Here is a 23,693-nt window from a genome sequence, read left to right as displayed (position 1 = left end):
GATCAGTCCCGGTACGGGGAATCCGGCCCCGGTGTGTCGCCTTCGGGGCCGTGGTGCCGGTCGATCCATTCGTCCGGGTACAGGCGGTGTCCGGCCTTGTCACCGCTGGGGTCCGGGTACGGCGCGGAGAGCGGGTCGGCCCCGTGGCCGGGACCGGACAGGAAGTCGCCGGGGTCGTGCGCGGGCGGGTGGGCCGGTGCGGGCGGGACGGGACCCTGCGGACCGAAGCCCTGCGGCGGACCGGGGGGCGGTCCCGGGCGGGGTCCCGGGCCCGGGGGGCCGTACCCCGGGGGCGGGCCCTGCGGAGGCGGGGGCGGACCCTGCGGGAACCGGCCGGGCGGCGGGCCCTGGGGGGACGGCGGGCCCTGGGGGCCGTATCCCGGGGGCGGACCCTGGGGGAACCGGCCGGGGGGCGGACCCTGGGGCGGGCCTTGAGGACCGTACCCCGGGGGCGGGCCCTGAGCGTTCGGTGGGGCCGGAGGCTCCTCCGAGACCCCCTCCACTGCTCCGACCGGCTCGACCGCGTCGAACTCGCCGGTCCGCCCGTAGTCGTCCTCGTACTCGCCCTCGTACTCGTCGTCGTAGTGGTCGGCGGAGTAGTAGGCCTCCTCCGCCGCCGCCAGGTCCGCGGCAGGGGGGAAGACCACCGAGCGCAGGTTCAGCGCCACGTGGACCAGGACCGGGACGACCAGGCTGCCCGTGCCCAGGTACAGGACGGTGAACAGGGTCCCCGAGAAGCCCGCGCTGAGCAGCCCCCACCAGCCCTGGTAGGCGTGCGCCACGGCGAAGAGCAGGATCGACAGCACGGCGGCGCCCCACAGCGGGACACCCATGCTGGCGACCAGGGTGATGAACAAGCCCCGGTACAGGAGTTCGCCGAACACGCCGGCGGTGACCGCCATGCCCGCGGCCAGCCACCGCTCGCGACGGGTGCGCGGCAGCAGCAGGTACTGCCGGTGCCCGGGTTCGGGCAGGATCATGGGCTTGGCGGCGCTCCTGCGCCCGCGGTGGCCGCTTCCGCGTCCCCCGCGGCTCCCTCGGCGCCGGCCGCCGGAACCGCCCTCCGCCTCGTCCTCGGCACCGTCGCCGTCCTTCGCGGACCCGCGCTCGGGCAGCCGGGCCAGGATCGGGAGGCGTTCCTTGGTGGGCAGGCCGTTGACCAGCACCCAGAAGACCGCCAGGGCGACGATCCCGCCGACCGCGGCGCCCACGAGCGGGCCGAACGCGTCCGGGGTCCGCAGCCCCAGGTCCACCAGGTTCAGAGCGGGTGACAGCAGCAGCACCGCGAGGACCAGCAGGCCCCACAGGACGTGGATCGCCGTCGTGACTGCGTACAGCAGCCCGAGGGCGCGTTCGTCGCCGTCCCGACGGCGCGACAGCCACGCGAACGCGCGCCGACCGAGCAGGGGCTCACCGACCGCCGCGAAGAACAGCAGCAGGACCGTGAGAAGGGTCCCGGCGAGACTGAATTGAGGAAGACTCTCCGACCATGGCACGGGCACAGCCTAGAAGAACAACCCGGGTCACACGGACCCGAAAGCCCCCAAGCCGGATATCAACCGGGTGACCTCTTGTGATCGGGGCCGTGAAGAGCGAACGTAGAGAGTGTCACAGGTCACACTCTCGGTGGTCCTGGTCGACCACCGCTCGGACCCCGAAGGGCTGGGTAAGCAGGATGGCAGACCGAGCCGTAGCCGTACCGAGGGCCGAAAGGCCCCAGAACATCCGCAACGTCGCGCTGGTCGGCCCGACCGGCGCCGGCAAGACGAGCCTGGTCGAGGCGCTGCTCCTCGCCGCCGGGGAGATCAAGCGCCCCGGCCGCGTGGAGGAGGGCACGACCGTCAGCGACCACGACGAGGTCGAGATCCGCCAGAAGCGGTCCGTGCACCTGACCGTCAGTCCGGTGATGGTGGGCGACGTCAAGGTCAACCTGCTGGACACCCCCGGGTACGCCGACTTCATCGGGGCGATGCGTGCCGGGCTGCGCGGCGCCGACGCCGCCCTGTTCGTGATCTCCGCCCTGGACGGCGTGGACGGGCGCACCCGGATGCTGTGGGAGGAGTGCGCCGCCGTCGGTATGCCCCGGGCGGTCGCCGTCACCAAGATCGACCATCCCCGCGCCGACTTCGACGAGATGGTGGCGCAGTGCCAGGACGCGTTCGGCCCCGGCGTGCACGCCGCCTACGTCCCCGCGGTGCGGGGGTCGGGCGACCAACGCGAGTTGGTGGGGCTCTGGGGCCTGGTCTCGGAGCGCTACTACGACTACTCCGAGGGGGGCGGGCCGGAGTCCGCCCCCTCTTCGTGTCCGGCACCCGACTGGCTCCGCGAGCAGGCCGGCCCGCTGAGAGAGACCCTCATCGAGGAGGTCATCACCGAGAGCGAGGACGAGGCGCTCATGGAGCGCTACATGGAGGGCGGTGAACTCGACCCGGACCTGCTCATCGCCGACCTCAAGAAGGCGGTGGCCGCGGGCGGGTTCCACCCGGTGCTGGCGCTGAGCCCGACCCGCGGCGTGGGCGTACGCGAGCTGCTGCGCGAACTCCCGCTGTCCTGTCCGGACCCGACCCGGAGCCCGTTCCCCTCGGTGACCCGGCCCGACGGCCGCCCCGTCGAGGGCCTGTCCTGCGATCCGGCGGGACCGCTGGCCGCCGAGGTCCTCAGCACCACGAGCGACCCCTACGTGGGCCGGGTCAGTCTGGTCCGGGTCTTCTCCGGCACGCTGACGCCCGACGTCGACGTCCATCTGCACGGCCACGGTGTGCGCACGGGGCTGGGCAACTCCGAGGACCTGGACCGGACCGGGGACGAGGAGCGGCTGGGTTCGCTCTCGGTACCGCTCGGCAGGGAGGCCCGGCCCGTGGGCGAGGTGGTCGCCGGCGACCTGTGCCTGGTGTCGAAGCTGCCCGCCGCCAGGACCGGGGACACCCTGTCCGCGCCCGAGCTGCCGTTCCGGGTGTCGCCCTGGCGGTTCCCCGACCCGACGATGCCGGTGGCGATCCGCGCGGCCTCGGCCTCCGACGAGGACAAGTTGTCCCAGTCGGTGACCCGGTTGGTGTCGGAGGACCCGTCTCTGCGGGTGCGGATCAACCCGGAGACCCACCAGATGGTGCTGTGGAGCCTGGGCGAGGCGCACCTGGACGCCGCCCTGGACCGGCTGGAGCACCGCTACGGGGTCCGCGTGGCGACCGAGGACCTGCGCATCCCGTTGCGGGAGACCTTCACCTCACCCGGCCAGGGCATGGGGCGCAACGTCAAGCAGAGCGGCGGGCACGGGGAGTTCGGGGTGTGCCGGATCCGGGTGGAGCCGCTGGAGTCCGGGGCCGGGCTGGAGTTCGTCGACCGGATCGTGGGCGGGGTCGTCCCCCGCCAGTACGTGCCGTCGGTGGAGAAGGGCGTCCGCGCGCAGATGGCCGACGGCGTGGGCGACGGGTATCCGCTGGTGGACCTGCGCGTCACCCTGTACGACGGCAAGGCGCACTCGGTGGACTCCTCCGACATGGCCTTCCAGAAGGCCGGCCGGCTCGCGCTGCGGGACGCCGCGACCACCTCGGAACTGGCCGTCCTGGAGCCGGTGGACACCGTGACGGTGGAGGTCGACGACGCCTACCTGGGGTCGGTCCTGAGCGACCTGTCGGCCCGGCGCGGGCGTGTGGTGGGCACCGAGGCGACAGCGGGCGGGCGGGTGGTCATCAGGGCGGAGGTGCCCGAACTGGAGATCGTGCGCTACGCCGTGGAACTGCGGTCGGTCTCGCACGGCACCGGGGTGTTCACCCGCGACTACCTGCGCCACGAGCGCCTGCCCGAGCAGGTGGGCCGGCGGCTCACCAAGGCGAAGGCGTAAGCCCGTAGAGCCCACCCACCCGCCGCAACCACAAGGGGTTACCGTTCGGACGCCGGGAGGCCGATCCTCTGCAACACAGGGCAAGACGAGTCAAGCCGCTAGCGAGGAACGAGCTGGAGGCAGGGGCTGCGCCGTAGGCGTCCGTTGAGGGTGGTGGCGGGCGACGGGTGGGCGTAGACGAGGACACGGTGTTGCCTTGAACCCAAACCCCTCCGCAAAGGCGCCGAACACGCATCGAAGCGAAGCGGAGATGCCCAAAAAACGGAGTTAGCCCACCCATCCGCCGCAACCACAAGGGGTTGCCGTTCGGACGCCGGGAGGGTTCTGCAAGACGAGTCAAGCCGCTAGCGAGGAACGAGCGTCAGGCGCAGACGAGGATGAAGAACCCCTCCGCAAAGGCGCCGAACACGCATCGAAGCGAAGCGGAGATGCCCGAAAAACACAGTCACAGCACCCGGCCGGGTCTGGAGCGGTCGGCCAGGGCGGCGAACCGGAACGTGTTCACCGGGTGGCTGGACAGGAAGTTGACCAGCAGCACGAAGAAGCCGGTGTCGGTGGCGGCGCGCGCGGCGATGTCGTCGAAGTCCACCGCCGGGTAGAGGTACTTGCCCGCGGCCAGCACGCGCATCCCCGGCACGCCCTCGGGACAGAACTCGTAGGCGTGGTTGTCGGCGGTGTACTCCTGGGCGCGGCCGAGCGTGCTGCCCACCCCCGGGATCACCTGGGCGATCGAGATCGAGAACTGCCGCCAGAAGGAGGTGTGTCCGGCCGCGATGTGGCCGACCTCGTGGCCGATCACGAACCGCAGCGCGTCGGGGTCGCCGAGGCGGCCGCCCACCTCGAACAGGTCGCTGTGGATCGCCACGTAGCGCCGGAAGCCGTGCCCGGAGGCGAACGCGTTGATGGTGCCGTTGCCCAGCACGATGTAGGCCTCCGGGACGCGGCGCATCCCGAAGAACGCCGCCGCCTCGGCCACCATCCGGTACGCCTCCGGGAACTGCGCCTCGGTGATGCGCACCCCGTTGACGCGCTGGCGGGCGTAGAGCTGCCCGCGCACGAAGTACACCAGCGCGGGGATGCTCAGGAGCAGCAGCGGCTCGTTGGGATCGCCGGACAGGGCACGGCTGACGGCCCCCACGACGGCGAGCAGCGTGACACCGATACAACCCACCAGCAGGGTGGTCTCCCGGTGGTGCCGCAGGGACCGGCGCACGCGGGGGTCACCCCATCGCCAAGGGATGGCCCCCACCTGCGTTCAGAGCCGGTACTGGGCGTCGGGCAGATCGTCGTCCGGCCCGGGGGGCGGCGGCGCGGAGTGCGCGCTGCCCGCCGGCGGCGGACCCCCGTAGGCCGGCCCGGCGGGCGGGCCCGACGGCGGCGGTGGCGCGGGGGCCTCGTCCTCGTCCAGGATCGCGGCCATGTCGGCGGACAGGGTCGACTCCTCGGCCTTGTCGCTGCGCCACTCGTCGCGGATCTCCTGGTCCTGTGCGCCCATCACCGAGTCCATGTCGGCGTCGTAGGTGGACTTGGAGGGCTCCTCCGGCCAGGAGGCGGCTGCGAGGAACGCGCTGTCGTAGGCGTCGTTGGCCTCGTCCGAGAAGCTCGGCTCCGAGGGGCGCGGCCCGGTCAGCGGGTCCGAGAACGGGTCGGCCGGTGCGGGCGCCTCCCCCGGGGGCGGTGTGTCCCCCGGGTAGTCGGTCCCGTAGCTGGTCCCGTAGCCGGTCCCGCCGAAGCCCGCGGCGCCGGGGTCGGTGTTGCCGCGCGGGTCAGCGGTCTCGGTGGGAGCCGGGCCGGGGAAGGGCACGCCCATCGGGGCCGCGGCGGGCTCCGGGGCCAGGGCGGACGGGTTCTTGTTGTCGCTGCCCAGGTAGGAGAGGGCGGCGACGGTGAGCGCGGCGAGCCCGGCGCGCAGGGTGGGCTCGCGGTCGGGCGAGAAGAACGGCGAGTGGTTGCTCGGGACGTTGCCCATCTTCTCGTAGGGGGTGTCCCCGGGGGCGCTGTCCCACACGTCGTGCGGGGTGGCGCCGACGAACCAGAACACGTACGGGATGGGCTGCGGGTCCCCGGGCAGACCGAAGCGGCAGAAGTCCTCGGTCGCCGGGGAGGGGTCCGGCAGGTGGATGACGTAGTCGGGACCGAAGTAGGCGTGGTGGGCGGCGGCCACGTCGGCGGTGCTGGCCGGGTCGTTGTGGGTGACCCCACTGCCCTGGAAGCGCTCGACCTCGGGCTCGCGGCCGGCGCCGGAGGCGGCCGCCTCGGCGCGCACGACACGCTCGATGGCCTGCTGCAGCTGGTCCGCGACGTTGTCGTTGAGGGCCCTGGTGTTGATCTCCAGGTAGGCCTCGTCGGGGATGATGTTGGCCTTGGTGCCCGCCTGGAGCTTGCCGACGGTGAGCACCGCCATCTCGCTGGGGCTGATCTCGCGGGAGACCACGCCCTGGAGCCGGGTGACGATGTTGGCGGCGATCAGCACCGGGTCGACGGTGGTGTGCGGCTGGGAGGCGTGGCCGCCCTCGCCGAAGATCCGCACCCGGTAGGAGCTGGAGGAACCGAGGATGATGCCGGCCCGGTGGGAGATGAGCCCGGCGGGCTGCGGCCCGAGGTGCTGGCCGAGGACCACGTCGGGGCGGCCGAAGCGGTCGAACAGCCCGTCGTCGATCATCCTCTGGGCGCCGTCGAGGGTCTCCTCGCCGGGCTGGGCCACGATCATGACCGTCCCGGCCCACTCCTCGCGGGTCTCCGAGAGCAGGTCCGCGACACCGATCAGGCACGCGGTGTGCGCGTCGTGCCCGCAGGCGTGCATGACCGGGACCTCGACGCCGTCGGGGTCCAGGGCCCTGGCCGTGCTGGCGTAGGGCAGACCGGTCTTCTCCTCCAGGGGGAGGGCGTCCATGTCCGCCCGGAGCATCACCGTGGGGCCGGGGCCGTTGCGGAGGATGCCGACCACACCGGTGCCGCCGACGCCCCTGTGGACCTCGTAGCCGGTTCGGTTCAGCCACTCCGCGACGACGCTGGCGGTGCGCTGTTCGGAGTGGGAGAGCTCCGGGTTCTTGTGCAGGTCGACGTAGACCCCCTCCACGAGCGGGAAGAGCTCGTCGAGGAGTCGCATGACCACGCTTCCGTGCTGGGCTGCACGGTTCGGGTCCACCGCGTGCGGCACGGTTTCCACCGCCTTCTTCGTTCTCGACTGGCGGGCAGTAAAAGGTTGTCAGGGGGTTCAGCCGCCTGGGGGCAGCCTATCGGCGCGCCCACCGACGGTTCACACCGACATGTTCGCGCACGGGTGTGCGGAGGTCGTCCGTGGTGGGGACCATGGGTTAGGGTCTGCACACGGTAAGCCATCCCAGGCCCGTCTCCACGGGCCACGAGCCCTCATGTGCCCCGCCTCGTCGGGCCCGAGTAGGCCGCGGGAACTTTTACCTGATTTGTGCGAACCACTGGCATACCCCAGTATGTCTCAGTAAGGTAACGGAACCAAGTTCGCGCAACAGCTCCGCCCGGTGCCCCCCTCGCGCGCCACGCGGCACCACACCACCGGTCTCCTGTCCCCGACCAGTCGGACGTCCCCAATCCCGCACAGAGGGTGGCGGGACCGATACCCATAGCCCAGAAATCAGTGATCTCGGAGTCCCTAGTGGCCTCATCCATGACCAGTCCGGCCCCCCAGTCCTCGGAGAACGGGCACGGCGCGACCGCCCGGGCCTCCGCAGAACAGGCCGGTGTGACAACTCAGCCGTCGGAGCGCGACGCCCGGCTGGACAACGCCAAGTTCATCCTCATCGCGCTGGTCGTCGTCGGCCACGCGATCGAACCGCTCACCGACTACGGGCCCGCCAGTGCCCTCTACTACTGGATCTACTTCTTCCACATGCCCGCGTTCATCTTGATCAGCGGCTACCTCTCCCGGTCCTTCGACGCCTCGTCGAACCGCGTGGAGAAGCTGGTCCTGTCGCTGGCCGTTCCCTACCTCATCTTCTGGACCGCGCACCAGACCATCTACACGGTCGAGCGCGGAGGGCTCCCGGACGCCGTCTCCGTCCTCAAGCCGACCTGGACCCTGTGGTTCCTGGTCGCCCTCTTCCTCTGGCGCCTGAGCGTGCCGTTGTGGCAGCGGCTGCGCTGGCCCGTCGCGATCGCGGTGGTCATCTCCGTGTTCGGGGCCATGTCGAGCCTGGGAGAGACCCTGTCGATGGGACGCGTCGTCAGCTTCCTGCCCTTCTTCGTACTGGGCCTGAGCCTGCGCCGCGAGCACTTCGCGTACCTGGACCGCTTCTGGATTCGAGTGAGTTCGCTGCTGGTCCTGGGCGTCACCGCCGTCCTGGCGGTGCCGATCTCGGACCGCCTGAGCCGGGACTGGCTGTTCTGGCGGGACAGCCTCACCGACCGCGACATCGACCCGCTGCTGCCGAGCATCGGCATCCGGTTGGCCTTCATGGGCCTGGCCCTGGCCATGACCGTCGCGATACTGGCGCTCACCCCGAAGCAGCGGACCTGGTACACGTCTCTGGGCGCCTACACGCTGTTCGTCTACCTGGGCCACTCGGTGTTCCTGCTCCTGCTGAAGAACACCCCCTGGTACGACATGATGTCCGGCCCCGTGGCCCTGGTCACCACTCTGGTGATGGCGGTGGGACTGACTCTGCTGCTGTGCGCCCCGTGGGTGCGCAGGTGCCTGCAGTGGGCGGTCGAACCGCAGCCGACCTGGTTCCTGCGCCAGGACGACAAGGGACTCGCGCGGAAGGAGGCCGACGCCAGCAGGCGGGCGGCCGAGCGGGAGAAGAGCACCGTCTAGGGAGTACCGCCCGGACGGCACCACAACGCCGAAGGGGGCGTTCCGCACCACGCGGAACGCCCCCTTCTGTGTCACGGACCGGCTGTGCCGCCGGCCGACCGCGCCTCGGGCCGGCCGCGCCTGGGACCGGCCGGGCCCCGGATCAGCTGCCGCTGTCCGTGCCGGTCGGGGTCGCGGCGGCCAGCTGGCGGCGGCGCGCCTCGAAGCGCTGGGACTCCTTGTACAGGCGGCCCACCAGTACCACCTCGAAGAAGGCCAGGGCGAGGACGGAGAAGACCGCCACCGGGATGATGAGGCTGTTCAGCGGGGTGAAGAAGGCCACCAGCACGGTCACCGGCGCCACCACGCACAGGAACATCTCGAACTCGATACCGCTGAACAGGTGCGGGCGCACCCGGTGCTGGAGCAGGAAGGCGCGCACCCGCTGGTAGAGGCCCTGCCGCGCCGGTGTGTCCGCGTTGGCCGGTGCGTCCGACATCTCGTCGTCCTCGGGGTCGGACACGTCGGGGTCGGTGGCCTCCGCGCGCAGCCGCTCGGTGTCACCCGAGGCCACGGCGAGGGCCTGTTTCATGGTCTTGCGCGTCTTGGCGACCTGGGACCCGTTGAGGTAGCGCAGCAGGTCGAAGAAGACCACCACGGGGGCGACGATCAGGTAGGCGGCGTTGCCCGTGACCAGCCACTGGCCGATCAGCAGCGCCATCACGCAACCGAAGAAGCGGATGCGGTCGAAGACGAAGTCGACCCAGCTCCCGAAGACCGAACCGGTGCCCTTCAGCCGGGCGATCTTGCCGTCCATGCAGTCCAGGACGAAGCTCAGGTGGAACAGCAGCGCGCCGGCCAGCAGCCACGCCCAACCCAGGTCGCCCGCCCAGATCGGGGCCGCGAAGCAGATCGCGGACAGCAGGCCCAGCACACCGGCGCCGAGGGTCAGCTGGTTCGGTGTGATGTTGGTCCTGTTCGCCGTCCACACCACCAGCCGACCCGCCAGCGGATCGACCAGGAAGACCGTCCACCAGGCGTCCTTCGCCTTGTAGGTCTCTTCCTTGACTTGCGCGAGAGTGAAACGCGACATGCGGGGTTCTCCTGGAAGGCCCAGCCCCCGGAAACGCCTACGGCGCACGGGATACGACCGCCGATTCATGGCAGGGGCGAGGGCCGGGTAGAGGCGGGAATCGAGTCATCATGCCAGACGGGGGTACCCCCAACCTAATCAGTGACGGCATACTTGACTGGTAAGAGGGGGATCAACAGGGTGCCGCCTGCGCTGACCGCGGCGGAGTGGTCCACCCCCTTCGGTCTCGACCGAGGTAGAGGCATTGCGTTTTCTCAACGACCAGGTCCCCAGCCAGGACCTGACCTACAGCGACGTGTTCATGGTCCCGGGCCGCAGCGCCGTGGGTTCCCGGCTCAGCGTCGACCTGTCGTCCCCTGACGGCACCGGCACCACTGTGCCGCTGGTCGTCGCGAACATGACCGCTGTCGCGGGCCGCAGGATGGCCGAGACGGTCGCCCGCCGCGGCGGCGTCGCCGTCATCCCGCAGGACATCCCCTTCGAGGTGGTGTCCGACGTCATCTCCTGGACCAAGCAGCGCGACCTGGTCTACGACACCGCCATCACCCTGAACCCTGCCAGCACGGTCGGCGAGGCGCTCAACCTGCTGCCCAAGCGGGCGCACAACGCCGTGATCGTCGTCGACGACGATCGCCGTCCGGTCGGTGTGGTCACCGAGGCGGACTGCGCCGGCGTGGACCGCTTCGCGCAGCTGCGCGACGTGATGTCCACCGAGCTGCTGACCATTCCCGCGGGCACCGAACCGCAGGAGGCGTTCGGGACACTGCACGACTTCCGGCACCGGCTCGCCCCGGTCGTCGACGGCGAGGGCGCCCTGGTGGGCGTGCTCACCCGTACCGGCGCCCTGCGCTCCACCCTGTACAAGCCGGCCGTCGACGCGCGGAACCGGCTGCGGGTGGCCGCCGCCGTGGGCATCAACGGCGACGTGGCCGGCAAGGCCGCCGAACTGCTGGCCGCCGGTGTGGACACCCTGGTGATCGACACCGCGCACGGCCACCAGGAGAAGATGATCACGGCGATCCGGAAGGTCCGCGCCCTCTCGCCGGACGTGCCGATCGTCGCGGGCAACATCGTCACCGCGCAGGGCACCCGGGACCTCATCGAGGCCGGGGCCGACATCGTCAAGGTGGGTGTGGGCCCGGGCGCGATGTGCACCACCCGGATGATGACCGCGGTGGGCCGCCCCCAGTTCTCCGCCGTGCTGGAGTGCGCGGCCGCCGCCCGCGAGCTCGGCAAGCACGTGTGGGCGGACGGCGGTGTGCGCCACCCGCGCGACGTCGCCCTCGCCCTGGCCGCCGGCGCCTCCAACGTGATGGTCGGCTCCTGGTTCGCCGGGACCTACGAGTCCCCCGGTGACGTCATGCGCGACGCCCAGGGCCGCCAGTACAAGGAGAGCTTCGGGATGGCCTCCGCCCGCGCGGTGCGTCTGCGCACCTCGGACGACTCCCCCTTCGAGCGGGCCCGCAAGGCGCTGTTCGAGGAGGGCATCTCCACCGGCCGGATGTACCTGGACGCGGAGCGCCCGGGGGTCGAGGACCTGATCGACCAGATCATCGCCGGTGTGCGCAGCTCCATGACGTACGCGGGCGCCACCTCGCTGGCGGAGTTCCAGGAGCGCGCCGTGGTCGGCGTGCAGAGCGCCGCCGGGTACAACGAGGGCCGCCCCGTGGAGAACGGCTGGTAGTCCGGTACCGACCCGGAGGACAGTGACGGGGAGGGGCCTTCGGGCCCCTCCCCTTCTGTGTGCCCTACCCCTCGGCTGTGCGTGCCTTGTGCTCCTTGCGGTACTGCCCGCAGAGGCGGTCCGCGTGCCGGATGGGTTCGGGGATCCGGTACTTGGGCGACATGCGCAGGACGAGCTCGGCGGATCCGGCCAGGTCCACGCGGTGGCCCACGGAGACGTAGACGGGTTTGGTCCTGGCGCGTGTGCGCAGGGCCCGGCCGATGACCTCGGCCCCCTCCGCGGCGAGGCTCTCGGTGTCCTCGACCAGTTCGGAGCGCCCGGCGACCATGGGGGTCCACGCGCCGCGCTCCTCCCCCGGCAGGGAGTTCTTCCCGTAGAGCACGGACTTGGCGGAGCCGACCACCGGGGCGTCGATGAGCACGCCGAGGTGGCTGGCGACCCCGAAGCGGCGGGGGTGGGCCAGGCCGAAGCCGTCGCAGACGAACACGTCGGGGGTGACGGACAGGCCCTCGATCGCCTTGAGCACCGGCGGCAGCTCCCGGAAGCCGAACAGCCCGGAGATGTAGGGGAAGGACGGGGTGTCGGCGACCAGGGAGGTGTCGACGACCTCCAGGGTGCGTGCATCCAGGACCACGGCGGCCGCGGCGAGCTCGGTGTCCCCCACGCCGTAGCTGACGTCCAGCCCGGCGACATGGCGCACGGAGTCCGGGTCGAAAGGTGCGGTGCGCACGAGGTCGGCCAGCCGGCGCTGGCGGGTCACGGCCTCCTTGGGATCGGACGGCCAGTTCTCCGGGTCGTCCAGGGCCTTGGCCGCCCGTTCCGCGATATCGCTCACGTGTCCTCCTCCGATGACCTCTCGGCCGTCCCCTGTCGGATGCGCTGTCGAGGCGCAGTCTAGGACGGGAGGGGCCGTTCAGCTCGGATCGGGCGCGGGTGTGTGGAAGGGTTCCCCGGCGGAGGGGACCCCCACGCCGGTCCAGGTGAAGGGGACGCCCTTGGCGAAGGCGATCCGCGGGTGGTCCATCAGCTGGAAGTGCAGATGGGGTTCGCTGGAGTTCCCCGAGTTCCCGCACAGCGCGATCCGCTGCCCGACGGTGACCCGGTCCCCGGCCGCGACCTCGATCGAACCCTGCTTGAGGTGGGCGTAGGCGGCATGGACGCCGTCGCCCAGGTCCAGGACGACGTGGTTGCCGAAGATCCGTCGCGCGCCGCCGATCGAGCGGCCGATGCCCTCGATCACGTGCAGGTAGAGGAGCCCGGGCCAGCTGTTGCGGCTGAGGTGGTCGCGCTGGCCGTCGGAGACGTGCACGACCGTGGCGTCGGCGACCGCCAGGATCGGCCGGCCGAACGCCGGGAACCCGTCGTCGGGGCGGCGCATGGCGGGCCACCAGCCGTCGACCAGGGGCCTGCCGGAATCCATGAAGACGTCGATCGCGTACTCCTGGCCCAGACCGTGCACACCGTGGCTGGGCACCCTGTCGGCCGGGCTGTTCACCGCGATCCACTCACCGCTCACCGGCGGGGCGACCTCGACGGCCTCCCGGTGCTCCTCGGACCGGGTCCGGGGCCACAGCGCGGATCCGAGGATCAGCGCGATCGCGACCCCGAGCAGGGCGAACGCGGGCAGCGCGGAGAGCTCGGACGCGGGCCCCCAGAAGAGCAGGGCCAGGTAGGCGAAGTAGGCGAGCAGAAAACAGTAACCGGTGATCGCGGCCTTGCGGCGCATGAGTGGTTCCTCTGGGAGTCGAACTCGTGCGTACTAATACGTAATTACGTATCAACGTACCTCACGATCGCCCAACCGGAAAGCACAGCCCCGCCTCCTCCGCGGACCCCTCGGCCCCAGCGTGTCGCGCTGTGCCGGAGGACACAGGCCCGAACGTCCGGCACCGCCGCCCCGGAGCAGTACGGTGGAGCCGTAAATTTGTACTGACTGGTCAGTTCAAAAATGGGAGGCCGCAAGGATGCGTCGGGCCACCGGAGCTCGCGTGCGCGCCGAGGGCGTCACGCTCACCACCCGCGAGGGACCCGTCTACACGGGGATCGACCTCACCGCCCGGCCGGGAACGCTCACCGCCTTCCAGGCCGACTCCGGGGGCGGGCGCAGCGCACTGCTGCTCACCCTCTCCGGCCGGATGAGGCCCACCGGGGGAACCCTGCACGTGGACGGCTACGCCCTGCCCGAACAGGCCCGGAAGGTCCGGCGGATCAGCGCGCTCGGGCTGATGGACGACGTCAACGCCCTCGACGAACGCCTGCGGATCAGCGAGCACCTCTCCGAGGCCCGGCTGCTGCGGACGCGGCCCGCCGCCCGGTCCGTGGCCGACTCCGCGATGACCGCCGCCGGGCTGGCCGACCTGGACCGCCGGACCATGGTCAAGGAGCTCTCGATGCTGGAACGGCGGCGCCTCGGCGTGGCCCTGGCGCTGGTCACCGAACCGCGCCTGCTCGTGGTGGACAACGTGGACGGCGGGCTCGGCAGCGAGCACCGGGCCGACATGTGGCGCTGCCTGAAGGACCTCTCCGAGGAAGGGCTGACCGTGATCGCCACCTGCGCGGACGCCCGGGAACTCGACACCGTGGCCGACCGCGACACCCAGGGCCCCCTCCCCATCGGGCAGGGCACGAACGAGGACACGAACGGAGGCGGACGGCATGCGCGCCCCTAGGAGATCCGGCACCCCCCGCTACCGCTTCCTGGCCGTCCCCCGGCTCGGGCTGCTCACCGCGCGGTCGTTCCTGCGGTCGCCGCTGCCCGCCGCGGCGCTCGCCGCGCTCATGCTCATCCCCCTGCTCTACTCCGGGATGTACCTGTGGTCGTTCTGGGACCCCTTCGACCGGATGGAGCACCTGCCGGTCGCCCTGGTGAACGAGGACGAGGGCGCAGAGGTCGACGACGAGGAGGTCAACGCGGGCGAGGAGCTCGCCGAGACGCTCCTGGACCGCGGTGACCTCGACTGGCACCTCGTGGACGCGCAGGAGGCCGCCCGCGGGCTGGGCGACGGCACGTACTACGTGACCCTGACCGTCCCCGCGCACTTCAGCGAGGCCGTCACCTCCCCCTCACGGGACCGGGAGGACCCGGTCCCCGCCCTGCTGGTCGCCAACTACAACGACTCCAACAGCTACATCGTGCGCCAGCTCGCCGGAAGCGCCTTCAAGGAGATCCGCGAGGCGGCGGCGGGCTCCGCGATCAGCGACTACCTCGACCAGATCTTCCTGGGCTTCAACGAGATCCACGGAAAGACGGAGGAGGCCTCGGAGGGGGCCGACGAGATCGCCGGCGGTGCCGACGACGCCGAGAGCGGCTCGGGCGAGCTCGCCGGGGGCATCGACGGCGCGCACGAGGGCGCGGGTTCGCTCAACAGCGGGATCGGACAGCTCTACGAGGGTTCGAAGACCCTCGCCGGCGGCGCCACGACCGCCTCCGACGGCGTCTCCGAGAAGGTGGACGAACTCGACGACCTGGTCGACGAGTGGCTCCCCCAGCTGGAGGAGGACATCCCCGCCGTCCAGGAGCGCGCCGCGGAGGCCGAGAAGGTCTCCGCCGCGGTGTCCGAGGCCCTGGGGGAGCTGCCCGAGGAGATCGACGTCACCGCACTCGGCGAGGTCGACGGGCGGCTCGACGCCTACCTGGAGGACCACCCCGAGCTGGAGGAGGAGCAGCCCGACCTGTACGCGCTGATGACGGACCTCCAGGGGGCCATGGACACCGCGCTGTCGGTGGCCGGGTTCGTCAACGACAACCGCGAGGACATCGACGACACGGCCGCCGAGGCCGCCGCCCTGAGCTCGAAGGCCGCGAGCCTGTCCGAGGACCTGCCCGACCTCGTCGAGGACGCCGAGGGTGCGCGGGAGCAGGTCGACGAGCTCGCCGAAGGGCTGGAGGAGCTGGCCGAGGGTTCCCGAGCCCTGCGCGACGGGCTCTCCGACGCCGCCGAGGGAGCCGGGGAGCTCGACACGGGGCTGGGCACGCTCAGCGGCGGCGCCGGTGAACTCCACGAAGGGCTGGGCACCCTGGCCTCGGGCACCGACGAGCTCGCCGAGGGACTGGCCGAGGGGGCCGACGAGATCCCCACCTACTCCGACCAGGGCCGGGTCGACGCCGCCGACATGATGAGCGAACCGGTCCGGCTCGACAGCGAGGTGGACAACGAGGTGCCCGACTACGGCACCGGTTTCGCGCCGTTCTTCGTGCCCCTGTCGCTGTGGGTGGGCGCCATGGTGGTGTTCATGGTGCTGCCCCCGCTGTCCAGCCGGGCACTGGCCTCCTCCGCCGCGTCCTGGCGGGTCGCCCTGGCGGGGCGGGTGGTCCCGCTGCTGCTCGGCTGGGCCCAGGTGGCGGTCATGATGACCGTCCTGCACCTGGCACTGGGACTGGAGTCCCAGAACTGGCTCCTGCTGATCGCGTTCCTCGTGTTGACCTCGGCCGCGTTCACCGCCACCGTGCAGTACCTGAACGTGCGGTTCAACGCGGCGGGCCGGGTGGTCGCGCTGGCGCTGCTGGTCCTCCAGCTGACGTCGGCGGGCGGCACCTATCCGATCGAGACGAGCCCCGCCTTCTTCCAGGCCATCGGCCCGTACCTGCCCCTGCACTGGGGGGTGACCGCCATGCGCCACCTGGTCGGCGGCGGTGACACGGCCCTGGTCGCGCAGGCCTTCGGGGTGATGGCGCTCTGGCTGGTGGTGCCCCTGCTGCTCACCTGGCGGGCCGTGGCCCGGAAACGGGTGTGGACGATGTCCGCGCTCTACCCTGCACTGAAGGTCTGACCGCCCCGGGGCAGGGCACGTAGGCATCAGGGAACTGCACGAACCCGCGTGTCCGTTGAGGGTGATGGCGGACGACGGGCGGAACCCACCCGAGCAGGGAAGAACGGAACGGATCAACGTGAGCACACCCGGACCGGGTAGGCCCCTCAGCGGCCGCCGCGAGGCCACCAGGCGCAAACTGTTCGAGGCGGCGGTCACGCTGATCTCCGAACAGGGCTACGGCGCCACCACCGTCGACGAGATCGCCGAGCGGGCCGGTGTCGCCAAGGGCACCGTCTACTACAACTTCGGGGGCAAGAACGAGCTGTACGCGGCCCTGATGGAATGGGGCGTGACCCGGCTGGCCGACACCCTGAGGGACGCGGTCCCCGACCCCGCGCGGGGCGTCGGCCCCCGTGAGGCCCTGACCGCGGTGCTGCGGGCCGGCGTCGTGTTCATCAGCACCCACGAGGCGCTGGCCCGGCTGCTGATGGCCGAGGCCTGGCGTACCAACCGCGCCTGGTACGCGACCGTCCGGCAGATCCGCACCGAGGCCATCGGCGTCATCACCGGCCAGCTCGACGCCATGGTCGAACAGGGGTCGACCCGTCCGGACCTGGACACCGCCCTTGCGGGGTCCGCGCTGTTCGGCATGGTGGTAACAGTGGCCCTCGACTGGCGTACCCTCCAACCGGAGCGCCCCGTGGAGGAGATCCACACCACCCTGGCGCACATGGCCGACGGACTGATCGGCTCCCCCGCCTCCCCGCGCTGAACTTCCGCAAGCAGAACCCCGGAGAGGACTCCCCCGCCATGGTCGACCTGTACCCGCTTCTGCCCATCTCGGTCGGCGTGATCCTGTTGTGGATCGTCACCCGCGACACCCGCACGGAGCTGCGCCTGGTCCGCAACGGAGTGCGCGCCAAGGGGCGGGTGATCGGCTACCACGAGACGTCGGTGGCCTCCCGGATGATCGTGCAGTTCCGGACCGAGGACGGCCGGGAGGTCCACGCCGAACACGAGAACACCGGCTGGATGGCCTCCCGCGCCGGTGAGATCGTCACCGTCTCCTACGACCCTGAGTCCCCCGAGCGAGCCCGGATCGTCTCCGCCCCCTGGCTGAGCCACTGGGTCCGGGGCATGTTCGGCAGCCTCGGCCTGATCCTGGTCCTCATCGGGGCGTTCCTGGGCTACCTGCACTGGGCCGAATAGTTTCGCGCCTCCGCCGGCGGCTCGGCTGCTCCGGGACCGGGTCTGCCGCACCCCGGACCCACCGGCGCTCGAACGGACCCCTGCGGCTCAGGCCGGGGAGGGAACCCCCTCCGGCGGGGGGACGTAGCGGACGAGGCGGCGGGGCAGGCCGCCGTCCAGGCTGGACCTGGTGCGGACCCGCACACGGCAGACCAGGTCGGCCAGGCCCGCACCGTCCGGGCGGACCACAGCGGTGCCGGCGTGCACCGCGACGACGAGGAGCGCGAACCAGGGCAGCCCGAACGCGATCAGCGCGGCCACCGGCGCGGACAGCAGGGCCGCGCGGGCGAGGACGCGGTGGCGGGCCGCGGGGCGCGGCGAGCTCCACTCGGTCAGGGACAGGTGGACCGAGGCGCGGCCTGGGGTGCAGCGGTCGCGGCGCAGCAGGGGCAGGAAGAGGCCGAAGAGCGCCGCCAGGCCCAGGAGGGTTCCGGTGAGGACCTGCGCCTCCGTACCGGGGCGGACCGCGCCGTAGGCGTGCAGCAGGGCGACGAGGGTCGCCGAGCCGAACCACCACAGGCCGAGGTCGACCAGGGTGCCGAGCATGCGGCGGGCGAGGTCGGGAGCGACCCTGTCCGGGACCGCGGCGGGCCAGGAGCGGTGCGGACCGAACGGCCAGACCACCGGCACCCAGCGGGCGAGCAGCCAGCCCAGGAGGGTTCCGGCGACACCGATCCCGGCGGTCTCGGGCGCGGCGGCGTTGTAGGCGCAGGGGTAGAGGCCGAGGACCCCGGTGGCGCGGACGACGGTCACCGCCACGGCCAGCGCGGTACCGATGGCCACCGTGACGAACAGGCCGCGGCGGAACCGGGACCGGGCCAGGACGCCGACCGGCAGGAACACCCCCAGCGCCAGGGCGGCGTCACGGAGCTCCAGCGGCGGAGCCGGCACGGGTTCGACCGGGCAGAGTCCGTCGGCCGAGGCGGGCAGCGGCCAGACCGCGTACGTCGCCAGTCCGAGCCCGACGAGCAGCGCGGCGAGGGTGAGCTGCCCCGGCCAGCCGACCAGGCGCCCGTAGCGGCGGTGCTGTGCGCTCAGGTAGAGCGCGGACCCGATGACCATCAACAGCGGTATGGCGGCGACCGCCACCTCGATGGCGGCCTGTGCTCCGCCGAACGGTTGCCCCATGGCGTGTGCGTTCCCCCCGCTCGTTCCCGGTGCGCCACGCTAGTACGGTCCGCGCCGACGCGTGGCGGGAACGGCGATATCGCTTCGCGAGTGCGGTTCGGAACGACTGGCGAGGCCCGCAAAGTGGCACCCGGATCCACATGTGACGTTTGTCCCATAGGGTTCGGGACAACCCGAACCCCCTTCTCCAGGCGCCATACCTGCAGTTGTGTGAACATTTCACAACTTCATGGCAGACTGCCTGCTGCACCCGGATATTCCGCTGTTTCCCAGGCGAGATACGATCCCCAACGCCAAAACCCCCAAATTTGGTTACTCTGCGGTAAGTCCGGCGTTGACCACCCTCGGATGCCGACCAAGCGGTCCACGGGGGTGAAGAGGCCCGCGTGCGCGCACGCCGTCCGCCCCCCGGGGCGGCCAGGCGACCACCCGGCCCCGGCGCCACCCGAGAAGACTTTGACGCGGATCGACAGGAGAACCGTGCAGGCAGTACCGAAAAAACGTGGGCGGACGATCACCGCCCGTATCCGCGCCATGGTCATGATCCCCACTACCGCGCTGGTCGCGCTGTGGCTGATCCTCACTTTCGCCCTCGGCGGCGACGCGGCCCTGAAACTGATCCGGTCCAAGGCCACCGACGACCTCGTCACCCCCGCGGCCATCGGTCTCGTGGACGCGATGTCGGAGCGGTCCGCGACGATCGCCTTCATCGAGAACCCCGATGACGCGGACCTGGCCCAAGGGCTCGCGGAAGCACGCGAAGCCACCGACGACTCCCTCGGCGCCGTCGTCGACGACCTCATCGGGTTCGTCGACTACGCCCCCGAGGAGACCGGCATGCACATCGAGATGCTGCACGGCATGTACCAGGAGGTCGGCGAGATCCGCGAGGCCGTCGACAACGGTGACGCGAGCCGTGACGACGTCCTGGACTACTACAACGAACTCATCCTGCACGGCGCCGACAGCTTCGACAGCCAGGGCCGGGAGGGCAACGAGGGCGACGCCATCAGCCCCGGTTTCACCGCGGTCTACCTGTTCCGCGCCGTGGACGTGGGCGCCCGGGCCGACGCCCAGATCGCCCGCGCCTTCGCCACCGGCGAGCTCACCACCGAGGACCAGCGCGAGTTCACCGCTCAGCTGGGGGCCTTCGAGACCCTTCTGGACGCCAACGCCCCCTACCTCGGGGGAGAGGGCCACCTGGAGCGGTACGAGGCGGTGCGGGAGAGCTCCGAGTTCGCCGCCCTCACCAGGCTCTCGGACGAGATCATCGACCGCGAGGTCGAGACCACCACGGTCACCGACCCGGTCACCCTCGCCCCGCAGACGGTCGACGACCTCTCCATGCCGGTCGACGAGGCCGAGTGGGACGCCGCGTACGGCCACGTGCTCACCGAGCTCACCGCCCTGGGCGCGGACGAGGCGCTGCACTCCGCCCAGCTGGCCCGGGAGGACGCCAACGGGGCCGTGCTCCTCGCCATCGGCGGCAGCCTCGGCGTCGCCGCCGCCATCGTGGTCGCCTTCTACCTGGCCCGCCGCTCCTCGCGGAACCTCACCGAGCGCCTGCTCACCCTGCGCGAGGAGTCCCAGGACCTCGCCGAGAACAGGCTGCCCGAGATCATGGGCCGCCTGCACCGGGGCGAGCGTGTGGACACCGCCACCTCGCTCCCCGAGCTCAAGGCCGAGGACGACGAGATCGGCGACGTCGCCCGTGCGTTCAACACCGCCCAGCGCGCCGCCGTCGAGGAGGCCGTCCAGCAGACCGAGCTGCGCCAGGGCGTCAACCGCGTCTTCCTCAACATCGCCCACCGCAGCCAGACTCTGGTGCACCGCCAGCTCCGGCTGCTGGACAAGATGGAGCGCGAGCAGGAGGACCCGGACCAGCTCGCCCAGCTGTTCAAGCTGGACCACCTCGCGACCCGCTCCCGCCGCAACGCGGAGAACCTGCTGATCCTCGGCGGCGAGGCTCCGGGCCGTACCTGGCACCGGCCGATGCCGCTGATCGACGTCCTGCGCGGCGCGATCTCGGAGTCCGGCGACTACACGCGGGTCAAGCGCGAGCGCATCGCCCGGGTGAACCTCAACGGCCCGGCCGTCGCCGACGTCATCCACCTGGTCGCCGAGCTGGTCGACAACGCCGCCATGTTCTCGCCGCCGCACACGCATGTGCGCCTGAGCAGCGAGGACGTGCCCAACGGCGTGACCATCGAGATCGAGGACCGCGGCCTGGGCATGACCGACGGCGAGTTCGCCTCGGCCAACTCCCTGCTGGCGGACCCGCCCGAGTTCGACGTGATGCGCCTCAACGAGAAGATGCGCCTCGGCCTCTTCGTGGTCTCCCACCTGGCGCACCGCCACGGCATCCGGGTGCACCTGCGCCCGTCGCCGTACGGCGGCGTTCAGGCCATCGTGCTGCTCCCGCAGGAGCTGATCTCGGGTGACCGCACCCCGCTGCCCTCCTCCGAGGACACCGGCGAGGACATCTGGGAGGTGCGGGAGATCGTCGACCGCACTCCCGACACCGCCCTGGAGGCGGGCCGGGGCAACCGGTCCGGAAAGCCTCTCCTGACCTCGGTCTCCACCTCCTCCCGAACCTCCGGATCCGGTTCCGGAAGCGGGGCCGAGCAGGCGTCCGCCCCCGCTGACACCGCCTCCGAGAGCGACCTTCTCAGCGCACCCGCGAAGGACGAGAGCCGTCCCGTCCTGCCCAGCCGCGGCTCCCGGATCAGCGCGGTGCCGGACGTCCCCGAGACCCCGCCCTCCAGCGCCCCGTCCTCCGAGACCCCCTCCTCCCTCGAGACCTCCCCCGCCCGGGAGCCGGAGCAGAGCGAGACGGTCGAGGCCGGCGGTGGCCGCCCAGCGCTGCCCAAGCGGCGCCCTCAGGAGAACCTGGCGCCCCAGTTGGCGACCGACCCCTCCGAGACGGGTAAGACCGGCCCCGCTGCCGGTGGTACCGCATCCTCCGCACCGACCCTCGACGGCACCGAACGGCTGGCGCGCCTGCGCCAGAACATGTCCGCGTTCCAGCAGGGCACGGACCGCGGGCGGCGCGATGGCAAGCAGAACACCAACGACACCGACAAGGACGCGTAACCGTGACGAGTACCGAAAGCTCCGAGCGCGGCAGCGGAAGCGCCGCGGGCAAGAAGGACATCAACTGGCTGCTCGACGAGTTGCTCGACCGGGCCGTGGGCTCCCGCCACGCGATCGTCCTCTCCGCTGACGGCCTGCTCATCGGCCGTTCCCGCGACCTGGTCAAGGAGGACGCAGAGCACCTGTCCGCAGTGGCCTCCGCGTTCCAGAGCCTGGCCCGGGGCACCGGCCGCCACTTCGGCGGCGGTGAGGTCCTCCAGACCGTCGTCGAGATGGAGAGCGCCTACCTCTTCGTCACCGGCGCGGGCCGCGGCGCCTGCCTGGCCGTACTGGCCGAGGAGAGCTCCGATGTCGGCCTCATCGCCTACGAGATGAACGTCCTGGTCGAGCAGGTCGGCCGTTACCTCGACGCCGCGCCCCGCCACGAGGGTGCAGCCGGGGAAGCCACGCGTTAGGGGACGGTATGCAAGCGCACAACGAGTTCGATCCGGGCGGAACCCCGCACAGCCTGCCGCACCGTGACGCGATCGGCGGTTACGGCGACGACGGCCCCGAGGCCGACGAGGCGGGGCCGCTGGTCCGGCCGTACGTGATCGCGCAGGGCCGCGACCACGCCGACGCCGTCCAGCTGGACATGATCAGTGTGGTGATCGCGGCCAAGCGCGCCGAGGTCGACGAGATGGCGCTCGAACCGGAGCAGCTCCGCATCCTGGAGCTGTGCCGCCGCCCCCAGTCGGTGGCCGAGGTGTCCGCCCACCTGAACATCCCGGTCGCCGTCGTCAAGGTCCTGCTCAGCGACCTGCTCAACCGCGGACTGGCCCTGGCCCGCGCCCCCTACACAGCTAAGAGCCCGGTCAGCCGGGACGTACTCCAGGCGGTTCTCGATGGCATCCAGAGACTCTGACCCGGGCCCCGAGGCCCCTGTCCCCTCGGCACTGAAGATTCTGGTGGCCGGTGGTTTCGGCGCCGGCAAGACCACCCTGGTCGGTGCGGTCAGCGAGATCGCGCCGCTCAGCACCGAGGAGGTGATGACCGAGGCCAGCTACGGGGTCGACGACCTGTCCGGTGTGGAGTCCAAGACCACCACCACCGTGGCGCTGGACTTCGGCCGGATCACCATCAGCCCCAGCCTGGTGCTGTACCTGTTCGGCACCCCCGGACAGGAGCGCTTCTGGTTCATGTGGGAGGAGCTCTCCGAGGGGGCCCTGGGCGCGATCGTCATCGCCGACACCCGCCGCCTGGAGACCTGCTTCGCCGCGGTCGACTTCTTCGAGCGGCGCGGGGTGCCGTTCGTGGTCGCGGTGAACTGCTTCGACGGAGCCCACGAGTACGAGGCCGACGAGGTGCGCGAGGCGCTGAGCCTGAGCCCCGACATCCCGGTGGCGCTGTGCGACGCCCGTCGGCGCGAGTCCGCCAAGCAGGTGCTGCTGACCCTGGTGGGACGGGTCGCGGAGCGCGTCACCGCGTAGGCGCGGCGGTACGCGTACGAGCGGTACGGGCATGAACGATGGCGGGTGGTGAAGGGCTCCGGGAGCCCTTCACCACCCGCCATCCCGCGCTTTCGGGAACATTCCGGACACGGTTCCGCCCTCGGATCGGGGCAGCACGCTCTCGGGCCGCTGTACACGTGAAGCGTCCAGGTAAAGTGCGGGGCGGTGGAACGTCTCCGTGGCAGGCGTTTCGAGTACCCGACGACCATGGACCCGTCTCGGGCGGGCCCGGACGAAGGTGGAGTTCCCCCATGAAGCGTTTCGAATGGCGCGACACGATCCACAGCCTGGACGCCGAGGCCGACTGTGAGCGGATCGTCCAGATCCTGGGCGCACACGAGTTCCCCTGGGACATCGAGCAGGCCCTGGGGCTGGCGCTGTACCGCACCTACGCCGTGCCCTCCATCGGCCGACTGCTCGGGGACACCCGTGAGTTCACCGAACGCACCCAGCACCGCTACGACGACACCGCGCTCATCCTCAACGACATCCTGGAGTTCGGATTCGAGCCCGGCCGCGGGCGCGACGCGCTGCGCCGGATGAACCAGATGCACCGGTCCTACGACATCAGCAACGACGACTACCGCTACGTG

18 protein-coding genes and 1 pseudogene are annotated in these 23,693 nt (G+C 71.2%); 12 read left to right on the top strand and 7 right to left on the bottom strand.

The features are described from left to right. Nucleotides 1–2: 2 nt before the first annotated feature. Nucleotides 3–1,496, bottom strand: a complete 1,494-nt coding sequence (locus D458_RS37200) for a CPBP family intramembrane glutamic endopeptidase (RefSeq protein WP_040702994.1) — start codon at nt 1,494–1,496, stop codon at nt 3–5. 179 nt (nt 1,497–1,675) lie between these two features. On the opposite strand from D458_RS37200, the gene D458_RS0130320 reads away from it, so the two are divergent. Beyond that, on the top strand, nt 1,676–3,841 hold the full coding sequence (locus tag D458_RS0130320) for an elongation factor G-like protein EF-G2 (RefSeq protein ID WP_017590477.1): 2,166 nt from the start codon (nt 1,676–1,678) through the stop codon (nt 3,839–3,841). 445 nt (nt 3,842–4,286) lie between these two features. Here the strand turns inward: D458_RS0130320 and D458_RS0130315 are convergent, their stop codons facing one another. Both D458_RS0130315 and D458_RS0130310 read right to left on the bottom strand, forming a co-directional pair. Next, nucleotides 4,287–5,054 (bottom strand): M48 family metallopeptidase, encoded by a 768-nt coding sequence (locus D458_RS0130315; RefSeq protein WP_017590476.1) that lies wholly within the window; start codon nt 5,052–5,054, stop codon nt 4,287–4,289. A gap of 42 nt (nt 5,055–5,096) precedes the next feature. Then, nucleotides 5,097–7,010, bottom strand: a complete 1,914-nt coding sequence (locus tag D458_RS0130310; RefSeq protein ID WP_017590475.1) for an amidohydrolase — start codon at nt 7,008–7,010, stop codon at nt 5,097–5,099. 477 nt (nt 7,011–7,487) lie between these two features. Here D458_RS0130310 and D458_RS0130305 point away from each other — a divergent pair, with 477 nt between their 5' ends. After that, nucleotides 7,488–8,633: an acyltransferase family protein gene (locus tag D458_RS0130305; protein ID WP_017590474.1), complete on the top strand. Its 1,146-nt coding sequence runs from the start codon at nt 7,488–7,490 to the stop codon at nt 8,631–8,633. Between the two features lie 142 nt (nt 8,634–8,775). Here the strand turns inward: D458_RS0130305 and D458_RS0130300 are convergent, their stop codons facing one another. Further along, entirely contained in the window at nt 8,776–9,705 is a 930-nt protein-coding gene (locus D458_RS0130300) for a CDP-alcohol phosphatidyltransferase family protein (protein ID WP_017590473.1), read from the bottom strand. Between the two features lie 244 nt (nt 9,706–9,949). On the opposite strand from D458_RS0130300, the gene D458_RS0130295 reads away from it, so the two are divergent. Next, nucleotides 9,950–11,389 carry a GuaB1 family IMP dehydrogenase-related protein gene (locus D458_RS0130295; protein WP_017590472.1) on the top strand — a complete coding sequence of 480 codons (1,440 nt, stop codon included), beginning with the start codon at nt 9,950–9,952 and terminating at the stop codon, nt 11,387–11,389. 64 nt (nt 11,390–11,453) lie between these two features. Here the strand turns inward: D458_RS0130295 and D458_RS0130290 are convergent, their stop codons facing one another. Both D458_RS0130290 and D458_RS0130285 read right to left on the bottom strand, forming a co-directional pair. Then, nucleotides 11,454–12,224 (bottom strand): endonuclease V, encoded by a 771-nt coding sequence (locus tag D458_RS0130290; protein WP_017590471.1) that lies wholly within the window; start codon nt 12,222–12,224, stop codon nt 11,454–11,456. A gap of 78 nt (nt 12,225–12,302) precedes the next feature. Beyond that, nucleotides 12,303–13,115 (bottom strand): M23 family metallopeptidase, encoded by an 813-nt coding sequence (locus D458_RS0130285; RefSeq protein ID WP_017590470.1) that lies wholly within the window; start codon nt 13,113–13,115, stop codon nt 12,303–12,305. Between the two features lie 238 nt (nt 13,116–13,353). On the opposite strand from D458_RS0130285, the gene D458_RS0130280 reads away from it, so the two are divergent. The 4 genes from D458_RS0130280 to D458_RS0130265 all read left to right on the top strand — a co-directional run bounded on the left by D458_RS0130280 (nt 13,354) and on the right by D458_RS0130265 (nt 17,350). After that, nucleotides 13,354–14,058 carry an ATP-binding cassette domain-containing protein gene (locus D458_RS0130280; protein ID WP_083936480.1) on the top strand — a complete coding sequence of 235 codons (705 nt, stop codon included), beginning with the start codon at nt 13,354–13,356 and terminating at the stop codon, nt 14,056–14,058. After that, nucleotides 14,045–16,159, top strand: coding sequence for a YhgE/Pip domain-containing protein (locus D458_RS0130275; protein ID WP_017590468.1), 2,115 nt, complete (start codon nt 14,045–14,047; stop codon nt 16,157–16,159). The genes D458_RS0130280 and D458_RS0130275 overlap by 14 nt, the downstream gene beginning before the upstream one ends. A 112-nt stretch (nt 16,160–16,271) precedes the next feature. Then, complete coding sequence (locus tag D458_RS0130270; protein ID WP_026119837.1) at nt 16,272–16,913, top strand: TetR/AcrR family transcriptional regulator; 642 nt, start codon at nt 16,272–16,274, stop codon at nt 16,911–16,913. Between the two features lie 38 nt (nt 16,914–16,951). Next, the gene (locus D458_RS0130265; RefSeq protein ID WP_017590466.1) at nt 16,952–17,350 is read left to right on the top strand and encodes a DUF3592 domain-containing protein; all 399 of its coding nucleotides are present in this window, start codon (nt 16,952–16,954) and stop codon (nt 17,348–17,350) included. A gap of 87 nt (nt 17,351–17,437) precedes the next feature. On the opposite strand, the gene D458_RS0130260 is transcribed toward D458_RS0130265, so the two are convergent. Next, nucleotides 17,438–18,517 (bottom strand): RDD family protein, encoded by a 1,080-nt coding sequence (locus D458_RS0130260; protein WP_017590465.1) that lies wholly within the window; start codon nt 18,515–18,517, stop codon nt 17,438–17,440. A gap of 480 nt (nt 18,518–18,997) precedes the next feature. On the opposite strand from D458_RS0130260, the gene D458_RS0130255 reads away from it, so the two are divergent. From D458_RS0130255 to D458_RS0130235, 5 genes and pseudogenes are all read left to right on the top strand, one after another. After that, entirely contained in the window at nt 18,998–21,610 is a 2,613-nt protein-coding gene (locus tag D458_RS0130255) for a sensor histidine kinase (protein ID WP_026119836.1), read from the top strand. Nucleotides 21,611–21,612: 2 nt separating this feature from the next. After that, on the top strand, nt 21,613–22,065 hold the full coding sequence (locus D458_RS0130250) for a roadblock/LC7 domain-containing protein (RefSeq protein WP_017590463.1): 453 nt from the start codon (nt 21,613–21,615) through the stop codon (nt 22,063–22,065). 8 nt (nt 22,066–22,073) lie between these two features. Then, nucleotides 22,074–22,514 carry a DUF742 domain-containing protein gene (locus tag D458_RS0130245; protein WP_017590462.1) on the top strand — a complete coding sequence of 147 codons (441 nt, stop codon included), beginning with the start codon at nt 22,074–22,076 and terminating at the stop codon, nt 22,512–22,514. Beyond that, complete coding sequence (locus D458_RS0130240) at nt 22,495–23,079, top strand: GTP-binding protein (RefSeq protein WP_026119835.1); 585 nt, start codon at nt 22,495–22,497, stop codon at nt 23,077–23,079. The genes D458_RS0130245 and D458_RS0130240 overlap by 20 nt, the downstream gene beginning before the upstream one ends. A gap of 272 nt (nt 23,080–23,351) precedes the next feature. Then, a pseudogene (locus tag D458_RS0130235) lies at nt 23,352–23,693 on the top strand (oxygenase MpaB family protein); the annotation flags it as partial.

The organism is Nocardiopsis ganjiahuensis DSM 45031, assembly GCF_000341085.1.
GTDB classification, from domain to species: Bacteria; Actinomycetota; Actinomycetes; order Streptosporangiales; family Streptosporangiaceae; genus Nocardiopsis; species Nocardiopsis ganjiahuensis.
The sequence above is the reverse complement of the archived record's forward strand: the minus strand, read 5'-3'. Positions and strand labels throughout refer to the sequence as shown.